The sequence below is a fragment of the Symmachiella dynata genome (assembly GCF_007747995.1).
In the GTDB taxonomy this organism is placed as follows: Bacteria; Planctomycetota; Planctomycetia; order Planctomycetales; family Planctomycetaceae; genus Symmachiella; species Symmachiella dynata.
Genome location: NZ_CP036276.1, coordinates 71716 through 91825, shown reverse-complemented (window position 1 = coordinate 91825; position 20110 = coordinate 71716). Strand labels below are relative to the sequence as shown.

Annotated in this window: 15 protein-coding genes; 9 read left to right on the top strand and 6 right to left on the bottom strand. The window is 56.3% G+C overall.

The genetic code is table 11. From position 1 onward, the window contains the following. Positions 1-361: 361 nt before the first annotated feature. The 6 genes from Mal52_RS00310 (at position 362) to leuB (ending at position 7432) form a co-directional block, all read left to right on the top strand. Entirely contained in the window at positions 362-1939 is a 1578-nt protein-coding gene (locus tag Mal52_RS00310; RefSeq protein WP_145373629.1) for an aldehyde dehydrogenase (NADP(+)), read from the top strand. A gap of 337 nt (positions 1940-2276) precedes the next feature. Further along, a complete protein-coding gene (locus tag Mal52_RS00305; protein WP_145373628.1) occupies positions 2277-2597 on the top strand; it encodes a type B 50S ribosomal protein L31 in 321 nt (106 codons plus the stop codon). A 156-nt stretch (positions 2598-2753) separates the two neighbouring features. After that, positions 2754-3839 (top strand): peptide chain release factor 1, encoded by a 1086-nt coding sequence (gene prfA, locus Mal52_RS00300; protein ID WP_145373627.1) that lies wholly within the window; start codon positions 2754-2756, stop codon positions 3837-3839. A 69-nt stretch (positions 3840-3908) separates the two neighbouring features. Next, positions 3909-4802 carry a peptide chain release factor N(5)-glutamine methyltransferase gene (gene prmC, locus Mal52_RS00295; protein ID WP_145373626.1) on the top strand — a complete coding sequence of 298 codons (894 nt, stop codon included), beginning with the start codon at positions 3909-3911 and terminating at the stop codon, positions 4800-4802. 46 nt (positions 4803-4848) lie between these two features. After that, complete coding sequence (gene murA / locus Mal52_RS00290) at positions 4849-6234, top strand: UDP-N-acetylglucosamine 1-carboxyvinyltransferase (protein ID WP_145373625.1); 1386 nt, start codon at positions 4849-4851, stop codon at positions 6232-6234. Between the two features lie 127 nt (positions 6235-6361). Beyond that, positions 6362-7432 (top strand): 3-isopropylmalate dehydrogenase, encoded by a 1071-nt coding sequence (gene leuB / locus Mal52_RS00285; RefSeq protein ID WP_145380480.1) that lies wholly within the window; start codon positions 6362-6364, stop codon positions 7430-7432. Between the two features lie 175 nt (positions 7433-7607). On the opposite strand, the gene Mal52_RS00280 is transcribed toward leuB, so the two are convergent. The 5 genes from Mal52_RS00280 to msrA all read right to left on the bottom strand — a co-directional run bounded on the left by Mal52_RS00280 (position 7608) and on the right by msrA (position 13025). Next, entirely contained in the window at positions 7608-8573 is a 966-nt protein-coding gene (locus Mal52_RS00280) for a CorA family divalent cation transporter (protein ID WP_145373624.1), read from the bottom strand. 110 nt (positions 8574-8683) lie between these two features. Next, a complete protein-coding gene (locus tag Mal52_RS00275) occupies positions 8684-9952 on the bottom strand; it encodes a citrate synthase (protein WP_145380479.1) in 1269 nt (422 codons plus the stop codon). Between the two features lie 400 nt (positions 9953-10352). Then, a complete protein-coding gene (locus tag Mal52_RS00270; RefSeq protein WP_145373623.1) occupies positions 10353-10913 on the bottom strand; it encodes an SMI1/KNR4 family protein in 561 nt (186 codons plus the stop codon). 16 nt (positions 10914-10929) lie between these two features. Further along, positions 10930-12195 (bottom strand): alpha/beta hydrolase family protein, encoded by a 1266-nt coding sequence (locus Mal52_RS00265; RefSeq protein ID WP_145373622.1) that lies wholly within the window; start codon positions 12193-12195, stop codon positions 10930-10932. A 143-nt stretch (positions 12196-12338) separates the two neighbouring features. Next, positions 12339-13025, bottom strand: coding sequence for a peptide-methionine (S)-S-oxide reductase MsrA (gene msrA / locus Mal52_RS00260; protein ID WP_197534570.1), 687 nt, complete (start codon positions 13023-13025; stop codon positions 12339-12341). A gap of 391 nt (positions 13026-13416) precedes the next feature. Here msrA and pelA point away from each other — a divergent pair, with 391 nt between their 5' ends. Beyond that, a complete protein-coding gene (gene pelA / locus Mal52_RS00255) occupies positions 13417-14607 on the top strand; it encodes a pectate lyase (RefSeq protein ID WP_145373621.1) in 1191 nt (396 codons plus the stop codon). A 25-nt stretch (positions 14608-14632) separates the two neighbouring features. Here the strand turns inward: pelA and Mal52_RS00250 are convergent, their stop codons facing one another. Next, on the bottom strand, positions 14633-15973 hold the full coding sequence (locus Mal52_RS00250) for a DUF1593 domain-containing protein (RefSeq protein ID WP_145373620.1): 1341 nt from the start codon (positions 15971-15973) through the stop codon (positions 14633-14635). 264 nt (positions 15974-16237) lie between these two features. Between Mal52_RS00250 and Mal52_RS00245 the strand changes: the two genes are divergently transcribed. Together Mal52_RS00245 and Mal52_RS00240 are read left to right on the top strand one after the other, a co-directional pair. Next, entirely contained in the window at positions 16238-17011 is a 774-nt protein-coding gene (locus tag Mal52_RS00245; RefSeq protein ID WP_145373619.1) for an HpcH/HpaI aldolase family protein, read from the top strand. Between the two features lie 88 nt (positions 17012-17099). Next, positions 17100-20093, top strand: a complete 2994-nt coding sequence (locus Mal52_RS00240; RefSeq protein WP_197534569.1) for a PVC-type heme-binding CxxCH protein — start codon at positions 17100-17102, stop codon at positions 20091-20093. The last annotated feature ends 17 nt before the right edge of the window (positions 20094-20110 follow it).

The following is a 20110-nucleotide window of genomic DNA, read 5'->3' as shown; positions in this document are numbered from 1 at the left end:
GTTTTAAATCATCCACTAACTCAAACCCCCTTTGTTTCGTATCACAGATTAAGCCGGCGCGTGGTCTGTCACGGAACGCACAATGCGACGGCAAGCCGTCGGTTTGGGATTTTGGGGAGTCACGGCCGGAAATCTGTGTTTGATCCGTGTTCAATCTGTGGCTAAGAAAATAGCGACCCTGTTTGGTTGCAGCTCTGCAGCGCTAGGTGTTTCGTTTCTTTCGTGGTTCTTTTCGCTTCACGAAACTCACCGATTTTTCAGCGATACCTTTCGCCCCACCAACATCTCCCGGTATGCTGTCGGTTCAGATCCACCAGAAAATTCCACGATCAATCGTCATTAATAAATGGGACCCACGACCATGACCACGCACCCCGTACTCATCGGCGGCGAATGGACGGCTTCGACCGGCACCGAGACCTTTCAAGCATCGAACCCCACGACGGCCGAACCGTTGCCGGATCTCTTCCCGGTTAGTCCTTGGGGGGAAATCGAACAAGCGATTCATGCCGCCGCGGAGGCTGCCAAACTAATGCGGGGTTGGCCGGGGGCGCGGTTTGCCGCATTCCTGGAGAAATACGCCGACCGTATTGATGCGCGTTCCGAAGAATTGGCGACGACTGCGAATCTCGAAACCGCCCTTCCCAAGGATGGCCGGTTGGCGGGTATCGAATTGCCCCGCACAACCAATCAACTCCGTCTCGCCGCCGCCGCTGCCCGCGAAGGGACCTGGACGACCGCGACGATCGATACGGCGACCAACATCCGTGCGATGTACGGACCGATCGGGCCGGTGGTGGTCTTTGGGCCAAATAACTTTCCCTTCGCTTTTAACGGGATCTCGGGAGGGGACTTCGCAGCAGCGATTGCAGCGGGAAATCCGGTGATCGCCAAAGGGCATTCGTCGCACCCCAACACAACGCGCATCTTTGCCGAAGAAGCCTTGCAAGCGGCGCTGGAAACCGACATGCCCCCGGCGTTGGTGCAATTGATCTATCGCTGCGATCACGCCGACGGTGCAAAACTGGTCTCGCACCCAATGATGGGAGCCACCGGTTATACCGGCGCGCGTTCGGCCGGTTTGTATCTCAAGGAAGCCGCCGACAAAGTCGGCAAGCCGATTTATCTGGAGTTATCCAGCATCAACCCCATCTTCGTCCTACCGGGCGCTTTGGAGGAACGCTGCCAAGACTTGGCCGAAGAGTTCGCCGGCAGTTGCCTGATGGGAACCGGTCAGTTCTGTACCAATCCAGGAGTTGTGGTGCTGCCGGCCGGTGAAGCTGCTGAAGAATTCATCGCCGCGGTCACCGAAAAATTCAACTCCGCCCCGGTGGGGACGTTGCTTGGCGAGGGAGTGCAGCACAGCATGGCATCGGGCATCTTCGCTCTGCAATCCGCAGGGGCACATGTGATTGCCGGCGGTGAATCGGGAGGGGGCAGCGGCTACTCGCATCAGAATACGCTGCTGAAAGTCGACGGTGCCAAATTCCTGGCCGATCCGGAAGGCTTGCAAACCGAGGCGTTCGGCAATTGTTCGCTGTTGGTCATTGCCGAAGACATCGACGAAATGACCGCGATCGCGGACAGCCTGGAAGGCAACCTGACCGGCGCGATTTATAGCGACACCGGCGGTTGCGACGACGACGTCTACGACCAACTAGCAGCAGCCGTCCGTCCGCACGTGGGACGATTGCTCAACGACAAAATGCCGACCGGCGTGGCGGTCTCTTCGGCGATGAACCACGGCGGCCCCTTCCCGGCGACGGGACACCCGGTCTTCACCGCTGTGGGAATTCCCGCGAGCATCCACCGTTTTTCAATGCTGCAGTGCTACGACAACATCCGCCCGCATCGTCTACCACTCGCTCTGCAGGATCAACACCCCGGCGGGGGGATGTGGCGGTTAGTCGATGGCACCTGGTCGCAAGCGGACGTTTAATTCTCGGGCGAGACTCAATCAGGCTTAAGCCTTTGCTTTAATTAGACTTACAGCAAACACATCCCATGTTTTCGCTTCCCAATCGTCTCAGGTTGGTTAGGGGATCCGTGGGAAACTGGTCGCGGAAGGCGCTGGGCGACGATTGTCGCTTGTCGTCGGGCGTCGGCATGCGTACACTACGACTTGCCCGGGCGGAAGCTGCGCCCGGATATTCCGCAAATTTTTTGAAGTCGGCGGCTATTTGGTTAGCCGGTCCGCTTCAATGGCGATTTAGACACCGGTCGAAACACCCATGCGGCGGTTTCCCGGTACTTGAACAACAGATGGTGGCACTACGATGAAAGCAGACGTTCATCCCGATTATCACGAAGTCGTCTTTTTGGATGCTTCGTGCGGCGAAAAATTCCTCACGCGGTCGACGCTCAAGTCAGACAAAACGATCGAATGGGAAGACGGCAAGACCTACCCATTGATCACCGTTCCGGTCAGTGCGGCCTCGCATCCGTTCTACACGGGCAAAGCCAAGTACGTCGACAGTGCGGGTCGCGTCGAGAAATTCCAACAAAAATATGGTTGGGACGAACGCCGCAAAGCGTCTAAAGGAAAAGACGACGCAGCGGCAGATAGCAAGACCGAAGAAGCGGCGGCTGAAGGTTAGCGCCCACGGCCATGCCGGGGTCCGCGCCGTTGTGTGCGAATTGCCCGAAAACGCCTGCGCCGTTTCCTTCAGGTCCAGAGACTTGGCGGCAACGAAGGGACTCGCCATGTGCGATGATCTTCCGCCAGTCTCTCTTGGTCGCGATAAGTGAAAATCATGTATCCCAGCTTGGAGCAAAAACTGGAACGATTCGAGGAGTTGGAAAAACTTCTCATCGATCCAGAAATCCTCTCCGATACGACTCAACTGCTCAAGATCCAGCGCGAACATGGCGGCTTAGCCAAAACCGCGCTGATGGTCCGCGAGTACAAGGAACTCGAAGAAAACGTCCTCGCCGCCCGTCAAATGGTTGACGAGGAAGAAGACGACGAGTCTCGTGAATACGCGGAAGCCGAACTGCAGGAACTGCTCGCTCGCCAAGAGGCGATTCAGGTGGACCTGGAAGACCTGGTGACAGCCGGTGACGCTGCCACGCGGGGCAGTTTGATCATGGAAATCCGCGCCGGCACCGGTGGTGACGAAGCCTCGCTCTTTGCGCGTGACCTGTTCGTGATGTATCTACGCTTGGCCGAAAATCGCCGCTGGAAGGTGGAAGAGCTCGACCGCAGTGAATCGGAAGTCGGGGGCATCAAAGCCATCACCTTTTCGGTGACAGGCGAAGGCGCCTTCATGCAACTGCAATTCGAAAGCGGCGGGCATCGCGTGCAGCGGGTTCCCGATACGGAAACACAAGGCCGCATTCATACCAGCGCCGCCACCGTCGCGGTGCTGCCTGAAGCCGATGAAGTCGAGCTAGAGATCAGCAACGACGAATTGCGGGTCGATACTTATTTTGCCAGCGGTCCGGGCGGGCAAAAGGTCAACAAGACCGCCAGCGCCGTACGCATCACTCACCTGCCCACCAATACGGTCGTCAGTTGCCAGGACGAAAAAAGCCAACATAAAAACCGTTCCAAAGCGATGCGGGTTTTGCGAAGTCGGTTGTTGGAAATGAAACAACAACAGGCGCAAACGGAACGGGCCGAACAGCGCCGCACGCTGATTGGCTCCGGCGATCGCAGCCAACGGATTCGGACGTACAACTTTCCGCAAAACCGCCTCTCGGATCACCGCATCAATCTGACGTTGTACAAGCTGGATCAAATCATGCTCGGCAACATGGATGAATTGATTGAGAATTTGATGGCCTTCGACCGCCAAGAACGTTTGCAAAGCCTCGGCAGCGAAGAGAACGGCAAGTAATCGCCCCCCAGGCAACCCGCCCCACATTTCGGCTTCGCTTTCCGGCCGTGATAATCGGATGACTAACCTGTGAGTTCAGACGCACGAACGACGACCGGGACCGACCAGCCGTGGACCGTCGGTCGCGTGATCGACTGGACCACCGGGCATCTGAAGAAACATGGCAGCGACACGCCGCGGCTGGACGCCGAAATCCTGTTAGCCCACGCCCGCGGCTGTCCACGAATCCAGCTGTACACGCATTACGACGAGGTTCTTGACGACGAAGTCCGCGCCAGCATGCGGGCACTTGTCACCCGCCGCGCTCAGGCGGAACCGGTCGCCTATTTGGTCGGACACCGCGAATTCTACGGACTCGATTTTCATGTTTCGTCCGACGTGTTGATTCCGCGGCCCGATACCGAGACGTTGGTGCTGGAATTGCTGACATTAGCGGCCGGCCGGCCAGAGACGCAGATCCTCGAACTGGGAACCGGCTCGGGCTGCATTGCCGTCGCCACTGCGGCGAATTTACCCGCCGCCAAAATTGTGGCCGTCGATATTAGCCCCGCCGCGTTGAACATCGCCGTCAAGAACGCAACCGCGCACAATGTTGCTGAACGCATCGATTTTCGCGAAGGGGATCTCTTCGCACCGCTGGATTCGGCGGCACAATTCGATTTTGTGATCAGTAATCCGCCCTATATTGCGGATGCCGAATTGGCCCAGCTCGATGCCGATGTCCGTGATCACGAACCCCATTTGGCGCTAGCAGGAGGAGCGGATGGATTGGATGTGATCCGCCGGATTCTTGCCGAAGCCGGCCAACGTCTTAAATCAGGCGGGTTTTTGCTGTTGGAAATCGGCGCCGAACAAGGTAACGTTCTGCCTGAATTGATTGCCGCCAGCGGCGATTATCGTGAGGCACGGATCGTCAACGATTTAGCCCATCGCCCGCGCGTCGCGGTTGCAGAGCGGCTTTGAAGATACAAATACAAGTCTTGACCAGATAGGTCGAGGAGGTCCAGGGATGGACATGTTTGTGATACGCGGTGGAACGCCGCTGGCGGGAACCGTCACGGTCAACGGCGCTAAGAACGCAGCCTTGCCGATCATGGCGGCTGCATTGGCCGCTAACGGGCCGTCGGTGCTCCAAGATGTCCCCGATCTGGTCGACGTTCGCACGCTGTGCAAATTGCTCACCGAGCTGGGTATGCAGGTCGATCGCGATGCGAGTGGTGACTTGCGACTCGAAGTCGTCGATGCCCAGCCCCATGCCGCCGACTATGAACTCGTCCGCACCATGCGGGCCAGTGTCTGCGTTTTGGGACCTTTGTTGGCTCGCCGCGGCCGCGCATGCATCTCGCTGCCCGGGGGGTGCAACATCGGCGACCGTCCCATCGATCTGCATCTCAAAGGCCTTGCCGCTTTGGGCGCCGATATTCGAGTTGAGCGGGGTTACGTCATCGCTGAAGCCGATCGACTGCGCGGCGCACGGATTTATCTGGGCGGACCATTTGGAAGCACCGTCACCGGTACCTGCAACATCATGGTCGCCGCTGCCTTAGCCCGCGGAAAAACAACAATCGAATCAGCCGCGTGCGAACCGGAGGTCGTCGACTTAGGGAATTATCTCAACAATATGGGCGCCCGTATCTCCGGGCTGGGAACGCCGTTTTTAGAAATCGATGGCGTCGAGGAACTGACCGGCACAACACACCGCATCGTTCCCGACCGGATCGAAGCCGCCACGTTGATGATTGCCGCCGCCGTAACTAACGGTGATGTCGAGCTGAGAAACGTACGCTCCGAACATTTAACGGCGGTGCTCGAAAAGCTTTCAGAAATCGGTGTGCAGATTGCCAACGTGGGCGAAAACCGTCTCCGTATCACAACCGATGGAGAGCTGCACGCTGCGGATTGCATCGCCCTGCCCTACCCTGGCATCCCGACCGATGTGCAAGCGCAACTGATGTCGCTGCTCGCCTGCGCACCGGGCATCAGCGTGATCACAGACAAGGTCTTTCCCGATCGTTTCATGCATGCCGCCGAATTGGCCCGCATGGGCGCGGTGATTCGCCGCGAAGGTCCGTCGGCCATCATTAGCGGCGCCGGTCAACTCAGCGGCGCCGCCGTCATGGCCTCTGACCTACGCGCCAGTGCGGCACTGGTCATCGCCGGTCTGTCCGCCCAGGGAGATTCAGCCATCCGCCGCATTTATCATTTGGATCGTGGCTATGAGCGGCTGGAACTGAAGTTGCGGCAACTCGGCGCGAATATCGAACGGGTTGAAGACCGCGCCGACACCTTCCCACACAGCCTGCGCCTGGACCAAGCCCAAACCGCCGCCGAACTCACCGGCCCGCATTGGTTGAAACCCGCTGCCAACAGAACGTCCCAAAAACGATCCGCGTAGCCGGACCTGTGGGTCCCGCTTTCAACCCCAACGCCCGCATTCTGGCGTTTCGTCCTCCTCAGCGTTACATTGGGGGATTCATGAGACGTTGTGATGTAAATTATTGCTTGCGAAAGGTTGAATGGCTGTGGATGCAAATATTGTGTTGTTGCCGGGCGATGGAATTGGACCGGAGATCATCGAACAAGGACAACTGGTTTTAGAAGCCGTCGCCAAACGGTTTGGGCACTCGTTTCAATTCACCAGTTGCCCCATGGGCGGAAACGCCATCGACAGCCACGGCACGCCGCTGCCCGACGAAACACTCGCCGCTTGCCGCAACGCCGATGCGATTCTTTTGGGGGCCGTCGGCGGTCCAAAGTGGGACGACCCCAACGCCAAAACCCGTCCCGAAGCGGGGCTGTTGTCGCTCCGCAAAGAACTCAAACTGTTCGCCAATCTGCGACCGATCAAACCATACAAACAACTCATCGATGCTTCGCCGCTGAAGCGCGAGATCATTGAAGGGACCGATATTCTCTTCCTGCGCGAATTGACCGGCGGCATTTATTTCGGCGACTCGGGAGTCAAGCCGCATGCCAGCGGCGAAGAAGCTTATAGCATGATGGTCTACAACACCGAAGAGGTCGCCCGCATCGTGCGGCTCGCCGCCAAAGCGGCCCAACTGCGCAGCGGCCGCGTGACGTCGGTCGACAAAGCCAACGTGCTGGAAGTCTCACGACTGTGGCGCCGCGTGGCGGCGCAGGTGATGGCTGACGAATTTCCCGACATCGAATACGACGTCGTGTTGGTCGATGCGATGGCCATGCACCTCATTTCGCGGCCGCGTGATTTTGATGTGGTCGTCACCGGCAATATGTTTGGCGACATTCTCACCGACGAAGGAAGTATGCTGCCCGGTTCGTTGGGCATGTTGCCATCGGCGTCGTTGGGCGAATCAGGACCGGGGTTGTACGAACCGATTCACGGCTCCGCACCGGACATCGCCGGCAAAGGCATCGCCAATCCGCTCGCCACAATTTTGGCTGCCGCGATGGCACTACACCATTCGCTGGGTTTGACGGAAGAAGCCGCCGTAATCGACGCAGCCGTCGAAGCAGTCCTAGACGCCGGCCACCGCACGGCCGACATCGCCGCTGGCGGCAATAGTCTGTCGACGGAACAAATGGGCGCTGCTGTGCTGGAGGTTTTGGGGTGATCATTGCGGATTGACTAGCATTGGCAGATCATCCTCCAACTAGGAACCATTTGTTTCCTATCCGAATTTACATCGACAAGTTGTCCGGTGGGGGGCGCACAATGCGACCGCAAGCGGTCGGTTTGGGATTTTTGAAAGTTACGCTGGAACTCTGTGTTACCTCTGTGCGCGACCGTTAATCAAACCAACCATTGCGCTTCAGATACAGTCCCATTCCGAACACGGTGGCCAGCATGATGCCGATGACAATCAGATATCCGGTCGGGATCCCCATGCCGGGCAAGTCGGTAAAATTCATGCCGTAAATGCCCGAAATGAGCGTCAATGGCAGGAAGATTGCCGAAAGCAGCGTCAACATCCGCAAGCGGTTTTCTACTTTTTGCTGAACGGTCGCGTCGTAGGTGCCCTGCAAGTCTGCGACGCGAGATTGAGCGCCCGCGATCATTTGGCCGGACATTTCTGCTAGATGCAATTGTTCGCTGAATAGTCTCGATGTCCCGGTGAATTGTAACGATTTCGACTCCACGGTTCGCAAGACGCCGGCGCAATACGTATGGTCGTCGTGCACTGTCGCATGGTGGCTGATCTTTCTCCGCATCTCGGCAATCTGCTGAGGATCGATCCGCTCAGGGTCGCGGTCGAGTTCCATCGCCAGTTCTTCGGCCTCTGAACGGACATCGAGAGCGGCATCCAAGTTTTTCTTGCCGATGGAGGTCAATAAATGATACAGCAATGCCGATGCACTTCGTTCGAACAACTGCACCTCCTCGTTTAAGTCATCGATCACGTCCTCGATGGAATGCACGACGTCGCGATGGATACTGATCACGGTTGTCGGCAAGTACAGGATGGAAACGTACGGTTTGGGGTACACGTCCCAGCCGAGATGTGTCGGCACTTCAAGATAAAATGCATCGCGCCGCGAAATAAACCGCGCCGTCCGTTCCGAGGCGAGGCAAGCTGTGAGAATGGATGCGGGTAGCTTGTAAGGCGCGAAGACTTCTTTCAGTTCGTCGGCCGTGGCATCTTCGATATCGATCCAACGATGTGTCTCATCGTCGACCCATTCAGCCGACAGTTTGGTTTTCGGTAGCGACTCCAACATCGATCGTTCATTGATGCCGAAGATTCTCAGTTTCATGTCTGTCCTTTATTGCCGGAAAATTCGCGCAGGATCGATCGCTTGGTGAAACTCCCCAGTCCAGTTTGCTGCAGACAAAAAGGCTGTCCCATGGGTTTGATCACAGACCGTTAGCGTTGGTCCATCGGCACGTAGGTGCGCTCGTTGGGTCCCGTGTAGACTTGCCGCGGCCGATTGATGCGGCTGCCGGGATCTTGCCGCAGTTCTTTCCAATGCGCAATCCAACCCGGCAAACGCCCCAGGGCAAACATCACTGTGAACATTGCCGGGGGGATTCCCATGGCGCGGTACAAAATGCCACTGTAGAAATCGACGTTGGGATACAACTTACGCTCAATGAAATATTCGTCACTGAGAGCGACCTCTTCCAGGCCCTTGGCAATATTCAGCAGCGGATCGTTGATACCCATCGTTTTGATCACATCGTCGGCCGCCTTGCGGAGGAACGTCGCGCGGGGATCAAAGTTCTTATAAACACGATGGCCAAAGCCCATCAGACGAAACTCATCGTCCTTGTCCTTGGCGAGATTGACATACTTCATATAGTCGCCGCCATCTTGCTGAATCATCTCCAACATTTCCAACACCTTTTGATTCGCCCCGCCATGTAGCGGTCCCGATAAGGCGCCGATGCCGGCGGAAATCGAGGCGAAAAAGTTGGCCTGGCTGCTGGCGACCATCCGCACCGTCGAGGTACTGCAATTCTGTTCGTGATCCGCATGCAGAATCAACAGCATGTTCAGGGCGTTGGCCAATTCCGGCGGGACATCGTAGGTCGTCGTCGGCATGGCAAACATCATGTGCAGAAAGTTGGCGCAGTAAGACAAATCATCCCGGGGATAGATAAACGGTTGGCCGATCGATTTTTTATAGGCGTAGGCGGCAATGGTTTTGGCTTTGGCGAGCAGACGAATGACATTCATGTCGTCATCTTCGTCAAGTTCCGGGTAATAGGTCGACATCGATGCGACCATGGCTGAGAGAATCGCCATCGGGTGCGCAGACGGCCGAAAACCCTCGAAGAACTTTTTCATGTCTTCGTGGATCATGCTGTGAAAGGTCAATTGTTGACGGAAATTCGACAATTGTTCTTGGTTGGGAAGCTCGCCGTAGATCAGCAGGTAGCTGATTTCGGGGAAGGTGGCGGATTCGGCAAGCTGCTCGATGGGATAGCCGCGATACCGTAAAATTCCCTCTTCGCCGTTAATGAACGTGATCGCGCTTTCACAGGAACCGGTGTTTCCATACCCGGAATCCAGCGTGATGATATCGGCTTCGGACCTGAGACTGGTGATGTCGACCGCGCGCTCCCCCTCGGATCCCGTAATCACTGGAAGCTCGTATTCCTGACCGTCCAGAACCAACTTAGCCGTCCCCATCGTCATTCCCCTTGCCTACTGGCCATCAAGGTCTATTGAGTATCCCGTGAACGTGTTTCGCTCTTTTTGAATCGCTAATCACTGCTGCTGCCGGTTGCGGGAGCAGGCTGTCATCCCGGCAGCACCCGAATTTGCTGGGCAGACCCCGACTACCCTTCGGGACCAAAGCCACACTCCAATGATACGAACCTGCCGGGAAATGATCGAGCCATAAAGGCGAATCCGCCACATTCTTCCGATGCGATTTTGCTGATTTTGCGGGAGAATTGGCAACTTCAGTCGCATTGAGCGTGATCGTAGTAAACGGGCGAGCCGATCTGCATGACGTTCTCATGAATGACGGTGCGATTACCCTGGGCGTCGTACTCATACTCATATCCGAGCCGCACGGGTTGTAGCGTCAATCTATAAGGTAAATCTGGTGCAGGAATTCATCAAACGAATACGCTACAAAACACGTCCCGTCTGAAATCACGACAGTTTCACCATCCAGCACCTCTTGACCGACGTCGTCGGTATGCCAACTAAATACTTGTCCTCGGTCATCACCGCTCAAAGAAATACAGTACGTCCCTCCGTCGCCCTGGGCAATTGGCAATAGCCGTGGCAGCATATCGTGCTGAACAACATTGTTTTCATATTCAGGCCGTAATGGATAACAGCTATTCTCGCGAATTCCAAAAAAATAAGACACGTTCAAGGTGATGTCCGGCTCATCAATGAGCAGGCATTTCCATTGCCTCGATCGCCAACAGGCATCGCCATAAAATTGCAGGAAATGCCGATAACCGTCTGGAATCGGATCAGGAAGGATAGTTTCTAATTGCAGCAAGTCGTGTTCTGTTAACGGAAGAGCACTATCGTATCTTTGACAAGTGCCGCGTTTTTTGCTTCGACGCGACGACCTCAATAGAAAACCCGCCTCTAGCCGTTTCATCGCATCGTCGTATTTGTTGCTCATGCCAATTACACCAAACCTACGGGCTCTCACCCGAAAAAGTCACGCGACTGCTGACGACGGCGCCGCGCTCATCCTGCACTGTGAAAAACCAAACCGTCGCGTTTTCCGGAGGAGCTGTGGCCACGACCTGTTGCCCTTCAATCTTCGCGGGAATCGATTTCCACTTCCGCTTGTTGATTTCCACGGTGTCGGTCGTGTAATGCAGCTCTGCCTTGGTAATCTTTTTGGGGCCTTGCCAGCGGAGCGATGCTTGGCCGTCTTTGACCATCAGCATGTCGAGCTTCGGGAGCGGATCGGCGCCGCGCAGGTGCTGATCCACAAACAGACCAATTTCCTGCGGAGCCCAACCGGGGGGATGGCCGTGCGGCATGTTCACGGTGACGCGCAATTGCTTGGGGCTGGGGACGACGTCGAAACTCTTCATGTAGCTATCCAGCGGATAGGCGAAGTCATTGGTGCCGTTGACGAACAGGATCGGCATCGAGACGGCCGGCAAGTATTTTGAAGGATCCCAGAGTTGCACCCAACGCTCGCGTTGCTTCGGTTCCATCTTTGCCATACGCGGGACCCAGGCACTGTTCTCTTGTAGAAATCCGCAGCCATAGACGGGGACAGCAGCTTTGAAGCGGTTGTCGACGCCTGACACAATGCAGGTCAGGTATCCGCCCCAACTGATTCCCGTGACAGCTGTGCGCTGGGGATCAACGCCGGAAAAGCTGCGAATCAACGAATGCGCGCGGATCGCGTTGGCAACCGCATGGTAAGGCCATTGCTCCTTGGCCGGCTTGTCGATGCTGCCGAACTTTTCTTCATCCCCTTGATTCGGTCCGCCATCATCCAGACGTGTGCGATTGCGACCATCGTGCGGATTTTTTCCTTCAACCGGCCGATGCCCGGCTAAGTCCATTGCGATCGCGGCATAACCCCGCTTGGCCCACAGTTCCGCCCATTCTTTGAACGCCGTTCCACCCCCACCGTGCAGCAACACCACAGCGGGCAGGTTTTTGTCGAGCGACGAATCGCCCGCCAGCGTGCCGGGTGTGGCGTAAGAAGCGAAGACCCGCGTCGGTTGGCCGCCGTACGGTTCACCGGCATAAAACAACGACCGCACGGGACTCTGCTCATCAACCCATTCAAAGCTAGGCGGCTGACTGAGCGCTTCCAAGTCCCACGGCATCGTCGCGGGTAATTGCGGAGACGGTTTGATGGCCGAATCCGCCATCGCGACAGTGGGAATCCATAGAAGCGAAGCGACGGCGAAAATCGTTCGGAGGTTCTGCATAACGTTGAGTCATTCCTAGTCAGCACGGTAGAAAAATCAGAGCGGGTCGAGGTTGGGAATGTCGGGACGAATCGTGCAGGGGGCATCGGCCACAGGGAACAGAATTGACCGCAGCCTGGATATCCCCCACAGGGAACCTGTTGCTAATTGGTTTTCAATTTGTCCTGAAACTCTTTCTTGAGTTTTTCGATCTTCGGTCGGATTACGAATTGGCAGTACGGCTGTTGCTCGTTGAGATCATAGTAGTTTTGATGATAATCCTCGGCCGGGAAAAACTCCTGAGCAGCCACGATTTCGGTGACGATCGGGTTTGCAAATGCCCCCGATTCATCGAGCTGTTTTTTGTACGCTTCCGCCTGTTGTTGTTGCTCTGGGCTGTGATAGAAAATTGCCGAACGATATTGCGTGCCGGTATCGTTGCCTTGACGGTTCAGCGTTGTCGGGTCGTGGGTTTGCCAAAAGACTTTTAGCAAATCGGCAAACGTGACCACGGACGGGTCGAACGTTATCTGCACCACCTCCGCATGTCCAGTTCTGCCGGTGCAGATTTGCTCGTAGGTCGGATTGGGCACCTGACCGCCCGTGTAGCCGGAGACCACCGACTGGACCCCCTTCAATTGCAGAAACACCCCTTCGGTACACCAAAAACAGCCGGCGCCGAAAGTCGCAACTTCCGTCGCAGCGGGACCCGCCGGTTCGACGGCATCGGTTTGAGGGGTCGGTTCCGGTTTGTTTGATTCAGGCATCGGTTGTTGTCTCGCGTAAATCGTGGCAAAGAGTAATCCGCCGCCAATAAAAATCGCGGCGAGAATTCGATGGCTGGTGCGCATGTTGTTCTCGTCTGTTTTGATGGAAATCGGACGTCCGGGTCGCATTCCTTCGGCAGTTCCGGCAAGCCCGGACACCGACAGTATCTTAACCACCCGCCTCAAAGCCTGGAAAGAGCGTCATGGGTTCCTCGACGATTTTTCCGCAGGCATAGTGAGCCTTTCACGAACCGACTAAGATTGCAATACAGCGGATCCTCAACCAAAGATGGCCATTTTTTTAGCCACAGATTGAACACCGATCAAACACAGATATTCTGGCGTGACTCTCAAAATCCCCAAACCGACCGCTTGCGGTCGCAGCGTGCGATCCCTACCGGACAACGCGCCCAGGAAATTTCTGAAACCGGACGATTGCCCACAAGATTGACGCAAAAAACGAAGGAGACGAGGCATGTGGCCTGATTTCAAAGGGTATCGACAGAGTGCGATTGTACTCGCAGTCTGCGTGGTCGGTACGGTCATGAACCATGTCGCCTGCCGGGCTGACGAAGCCGACACCAAACTGCAACAGGCTCTTCAGGGGACCTACGAGCCGATCGATTTGTCCCTGTTCAGAGACAGCATTCACCACTGGCAAATGAAGGATGGTCGTGGCCGGAATGACCAACGGTATCGCCCCGAGCAAATCGTGCATATCGCGGAAAACCTGTTGCGATATCAAAACGCCGATGGCGGATGGCCCGCTAACTTGGATTGGCTGGCCGAGATCGATGTTGAGGAAATCCGCAAAATCCGCAAAGGCTCTCTCGGCCGCAGTACGTTTGACAACCGCAACACGTACCCACAAATCGAGTACCTAGCCCGGGTCTATCAAGCCACCGGACTGCCGCGCTATCGCGAGGCAGCGGTGAAGGGTTTGGACTATCTTCTCCGAGAACAACGGCCGACCGGCGGGTGGCGGGGCAAGGATGTCGATGCCATCACCTTCAATGACGACGTGATGGTGGGAGTGATGAGGTTGCTGCTAAAAATCCGCAACGGCAGCGCGGACTTTGCATGGCTAGACCTCCCACTGCGCGCTCGGTTGGACCGCTCGCTGGAACAGGCAATCGACGCGACCTTGAAATGCCAGATTGAAGTCAATGGCCGTAAAACTGCCTGGTGTCAGCAGCACGACCATGTCACATTCGCACCCGTCCGCGCACGAACTTACGAACTCCCATCGATCACGCCCCAAGAAAGCACAGGCGTGGTCCGGTTTTTGATGGAATTGCCCCACCCGTCCCCGGAAGTCATCGAAGCTGTCGAGAGTGCAATGGCTTGGTTTGAAGCATCCAAAATCGAAGGGCTACGAATCAAGACCGTTCCGATCACGCCGGTCCGTTTTGAAGGCTTTACCGCCAAGATCGATCGGATCGAAGTCCAGGACCCACAAGCACCACCGATTTGGACCCGTTTCTACGAAATCGAAACCAACCGGCCCTTTTTCTGTAATCGCGACGGCATCAAAGTCTATCGCCTGGCCGACGTCAAACTCGAACGCCGCGTTGGCTATGGCTGGTACGGCAATTGGCCGGTGCATTTGAAAACGGATGTTTACCCCGCCTGGAAGGCACGGATCTCCACACCGGTGAGCCCATAAGGCGCAACATCCCGCGGATGTCACCTCATTCTGGTCCGCAGGTCACAATCACGCGTCGATGCTTCTTCAAGGGCGGAGTGCCGTTGTCGCTCACCGTGCAAACCAGGTGCATGGTTTGCCCCGGTTGGGCATCGTCGGGTACGCGAAACGTCGCGCGCGGCGCCTCGGCATTTTCAATCGTCAGCGACTCCGGATACGTGCCCGCTTCCTGATACGGCCACCACTGGTACTGCAGCGTGTTCCCATCGGGGTCGCTGGCTTCTGCCTCGAGCACGATGTTCGCTCCCGGTGAGGCTGTGATATCCTGCTCGTTCCGAAGGGTGACAACCGGATGATGGTTGGCTTGTTCGTAGTCTTTCACACACCAATCGGCCCGCGCAGCCCAATCGTTTTGAAAATCGATTGCCCAACGACTGATCGAATGCGGTCCCGGTTGCTTGCCATCCACGGACCTCCACAAATGCGGCTTGGCTTGATAGAAGCGGCCGCCCCAACCGCCATACGTGGGATGCTCATCACTACGCAGACCGGTGTTGATCACATGCAAAAATGCGGGGGAATCTCCTTCGGAGCGAAAGCGGAGTTCCTTGTGTTCGTACAGATCCAACAATGGGCCATGTTTTTTTAAAAGGTTTTCTCGCATCCAAACGCGTCCGAAATATTTTTTTTCGTCCTTCGGCAGAAGTTTGCCCCAGCCATAGGCAATGGCGCCGAAGGAAGGGTAATTGCTGAGCAAGACTTCCACGTTCGGCCATTGTTTGCGGATGTACGTGTCATACGTGTTGTCTTGATGTGTGATCAAGAAGATTTTGGCCTTGGCTGAAACCTCTTCGACGCGGTTGGGATACTTTTCTTCAATCGTCTTCAGCGCGCGGGCAATTGTATTGGCACCTCCCCAGGCCTGCAGCCATACGGGCGAGGGGTCCTTTTCCAGCAGGACTTCGACAATACGATTCGATCCCGGTGTCGCTTCGCGCATATCCCCTTCGAGTTCGATATTGCCCACAAACACTTGGCTCCGTAGCTCATCAGCCGTGGGATAGCCCGGTGCGTGTTGTTTGAGCTGGGGATAAACTGCTTCATAAGCGGCGAGTTGCTTGTCCAACCAAGAGACGTCATTCCACCTGTGGCCGGGGTCTTGCGCATTGCCTTTCCAGTGATGTTTCGAACTGGAATGAATTAACCCGCGGATATCCCAATCATTGGCGTACAACAAGAAGCGGTTCATCGAGCAGCGATCGTCCACTTCACCGTCTGTCGTCACTATCACCCGTGGACGCCCGGTGGCATCTGCCGCTGAAGCAGGCACCGTGACAGCCAGGAAAACTAGGATGGTCGCAAGAACCAAGGCTCCACATTTGTTCATTTCTGTAACCTCTAAGAGTAACCGAGCAGGAAAGTCCAAGAGACCCACAGCAGTTGCTGCTTGTGATCCATCGGTGTTTGATCAATAATTTAGATGGTATTATCGAGGATTGCGACCTGTGCCACCAGATTCGTAGATGACATTTCTGAGCGAGATTTTTTTCCTCGATGGCAACGTCTCCTCGCCATCGCTCCGGTGGCAAAAACACATCGTGCCAATCACTCACACAGATCGGGACTGCGAGTTCCGAATGAAGGGAAGATCATGCAAGAGAACCCTGTGAAACGGAAATTAGCCACCGGCGACTATTCGCTCGGCACGTTTGTCTTTGAATTCAACTCAACCGGAATCGCTCGCATTGCTGCCGCTGCCGGGGCGGAATTTATTGTCTTTGATATGGAGCACACCGGTTGGAGCGTCGAGTCAATCCGCATGTTGATGGCGACGACACCTGACGGAACAGTCCCGATTGTCCGCGTACCGGTCACGGAATATCACTTCATCGCACGGATCTTTGATATGGGCGCGATGGGAGTCATGGTGCCGATGGTGGAAACGGCCGAACAGGCGGAATTGATTGTCCGCAGCTCGAAGTATCCCCCCGCCGGTCGTCGCGGAGCTGCATTTGGCGTCGCCCACGACGACTACCAAGGTGGTGATATTGTTGAAAAAATGAACAGCGCCAATTCGCAACAACAACTGATTGCGCAAATCGAAACGGCGGCGGGTGTTGAGAATGCCGATGCGATCGCTGCCGTACCGGGCATCGACGTTTTGTGGATCGGCCATTTCGACCTTTCCAATTCACTGGGAATTCCCGCGCAATTCGATCACCCCCAATTCAAATCCGCCGTGAGCCGGGTTCTCGAAGCCGCCCACAAACATGGCAAGATCGGCGGCTTCATGGCTGAGGGTGTGGACAACGCCACCGCACTGATCAAACAAGGCTTTCAAATGATCGCGTTTGGCGGCGACCTGTGGATCTACCAAAAAGCGTTGGCCGGCGGATTGAGTGCGGTTCGCGAACAGGCTGAATAGCAGAGTGTGACCAAGTGAGGTCCTCAGCAATTCGTGACGACTGAAAAACGACAACACAGACAATATGAGACATCTTTGAGGTGAACGTATGCTCGCGGTGAGGTTGATACTGCTGTTTTTGGTCGCGCTCACTCAACTGGCAATTCCCCTTGTGGCTGCGCCGCCGATCATTCCGCGTCGCCAGGACAAGCCCCCCGGGCCACCGCTCTCGCCGCAAGAGGCGATTGCCAAGATGACGGTTCCCGAGGGCTTCACGGTCGAACTGGTGGCGTCCGAACCGGATATCATCAACCCTGTGGCGATGACGTTCGACGAGCGGGGCCGGATTTGGATCACCGAAAGCGTGGAATACCCACGGTCATCCCCCGGCAAGGGCCGCGACCGCATCAAAGTCTTAGAGGATACCGATGGCGACGGCCGCGTCGACAAAACAACGGTCTTTGCCGACGGGCTGAACATTCCCTCGGGCATTGCGGTGGGATACGGCGGCGTTTGGGTGGCGAATGCGCCCGATATTCTATTCCTCCGCGATACCGACGGCGACTTGAAAGCCGATACGACAGAGGTCGTCGTCACCGGCTTTGGTCGCGACGACACGCACGAATTGCCCAACTCACTCACTTGGGGCCCCGACGGTTATTTGTACGGCCTGAATGGCGTCTTCAATCACTGTCATGTGCGGCAAAACGGCAAGGAATTCGACTTCACCTGTGCGTTGTTTCGCATCAATCCGCGGACGCGCGAATTCGAACTGTTTTGCGAAGGGACCAGCAACCCCTGGGGCGTTACCTGGGATGAAGAAGGCAGCGCATTCATCAGCGCGTGTGTGATCGACCACCTGTGGCATCTGACCGAGACCGGTTACTACCATCGCCAAGGAGGCCCTTATCCGCCCTTCACTTGGAAACTGCAATCGATTGTCAAACACAAGCATCAAAAAGCGGCCTACTGCGGGATTCACTATTTCGACAGCGACGCCTATCCCCCGGAGTACCGCAACCGTTTGTACATGGGCAATATCCATGGCGGATGTCTCAATGTCGATGTGCTGGAGCGGAAGGGCTCGACCTATTTCGCCACGCCGCGCCCCGATTTCCTCACGGCCAACGATGTCTGGTTCATGCCGGTGGCACAAAAAACTGGGCCTGACGGCTGCCTGTATGTCCTCGACTGGTACGATCGCTACCATTGCTATCAGGACGCGCGCCGCGACACGCCGGGCGTCGATCGCCTGAAAGGCAGATTATATCGCATTCGTTACAACAACACCCCGCGTGCCGAGTCGTTTGACATGGCAAGCGAATCGGGAGATGAGTTGATCGAGCGGTTAAGCGGACCGAATGATTATTTTCGTGGCGTAGCGCAACGACTATTGGCGGAACGAAACGACGCAACCACCAACCGCAAGCTGCAGGAGCTTTGCCTCAACAACGACGCACCCCGAAAAACCCGTTTGCACGCGTTGTGGGCCTTGATTGGCACTGGGGCGTTGGAAGAACCATTCCACCGCCGGCTGTTGGATCACGATGATGCCACCTTCTGCGCATGGGGCGTGCGTGCTGCTGGAAACTATGGCGACGTGTCGGACGAAATCGACCAACGGATCGCAGCACTGGCCAGCGACGACTCACCCGATGTCCAACTCCAAGTGGCCATCGCCGCCCCGAAGATCGACGACCTCGACACGATGCCGGTACTGTTGGACGTGCTATCGCATTGCGACAACGATCAACTGATTCCACACATCGTTTGGCAAAACCTGCATCCCCGATTGGATGAACATCCGCAGCAATTTATTGAGTTGCTGACGCAGCGTGATTTCCAGCAAGATCGAAACATCATGGCCTTGTTGCCGCGGCTATTGGATCGCCTGCTGGCCGTCGAACAAGGAGGCCCGGAATCGGCGGCACAGATCTATAGCACCCTGATCGCTGCCGACGGCGACCAAGCCGCGCCCAATGATTCTTTGATTGTGCTGGCCAAGCGGATTCAAACCGGGGAATTGGCCGGCGACCGCTTGTCGCGACTCCGCACGATATTGGAACCCCAGGTGCAATCGTTGCTCACTGGCGACGCAATGCCGCCGCAGGCTGATACCGTCATTTTGGCTGCGTCCTGGGGTGATAAGGCATCGCTGGATATTTGCCGCCAACTCTTTGAATCGGCCGAACAACCCACGCCGGAACGTATCCGCGCGTTGGAGGTCCTTGCCTCGCAAAACGACAAGACAATCCTGCCGACTGTACAGGGAATCTTGACCGATCCCGAACAGCATGCGCAAAAGTTTCGCGCTGCGATCATCGCCACATTGGGGCAAATGCAAGATCCCGGCGTGGCGGACGTGATTCTGGCAGCGTATCCCGGCTTAGAACCGGATCTGCAACCCGATGCGATTGAACGACTCACCGACCGTGGTCACTGGAGCAAAAAGCTGCTCACCGCTATCGACGAAAAGAAAATCCCAGCCAACGCAATCAACGTCAACCAAGTCCGCAAGCTGCTTGCCAGCAAAGATAAGGATTTGGTCAAATCGGTGCGGTCGGTCTGGGGCACGGTGCGGACCAAGCGTGATCCCAATCGCGAAAAGGTACTGGCCCAAATGCGAACATTTCTCCGCAAAACACCCGGCGACGCTGCTGCCGGGCAGCAAGTGTTTCACAAATTGTGCGGCCAATGTCACACGATTCACGGCAAAGGGGCCGACCTGGGCCCGGACATCACCGTCAACGGTCGGGCTTCTTATGAGCAGTTACTCTCTAATGTGTTTGACCCCAGTTTGGTGATCGGCGCCGCCTATCGGGCCACGATCATTGTGACGACCAAAGGGCGTGTCGTGACAGGTCTCGTGGTAGAGGACAACGCGCAGCGGATTGTTCTCAAAGTACAAGGCGGCAAACTGGAGACCATCCCCCGCGACCAGATTGAGGAACGCATCGTGAGCAAACTCTCGATGATGCCAGAGAACCTGGAGTCTCAACTCAAGCCACAGGAAATGGCCGACTTGTTTGAATTCCTAACACGCGCCACCCCACCCGGCGATCCCCACCCCCGCCACATCCCGGGAACGCCGCAGCAGAAGTAAATACCCCCGGCACTGCG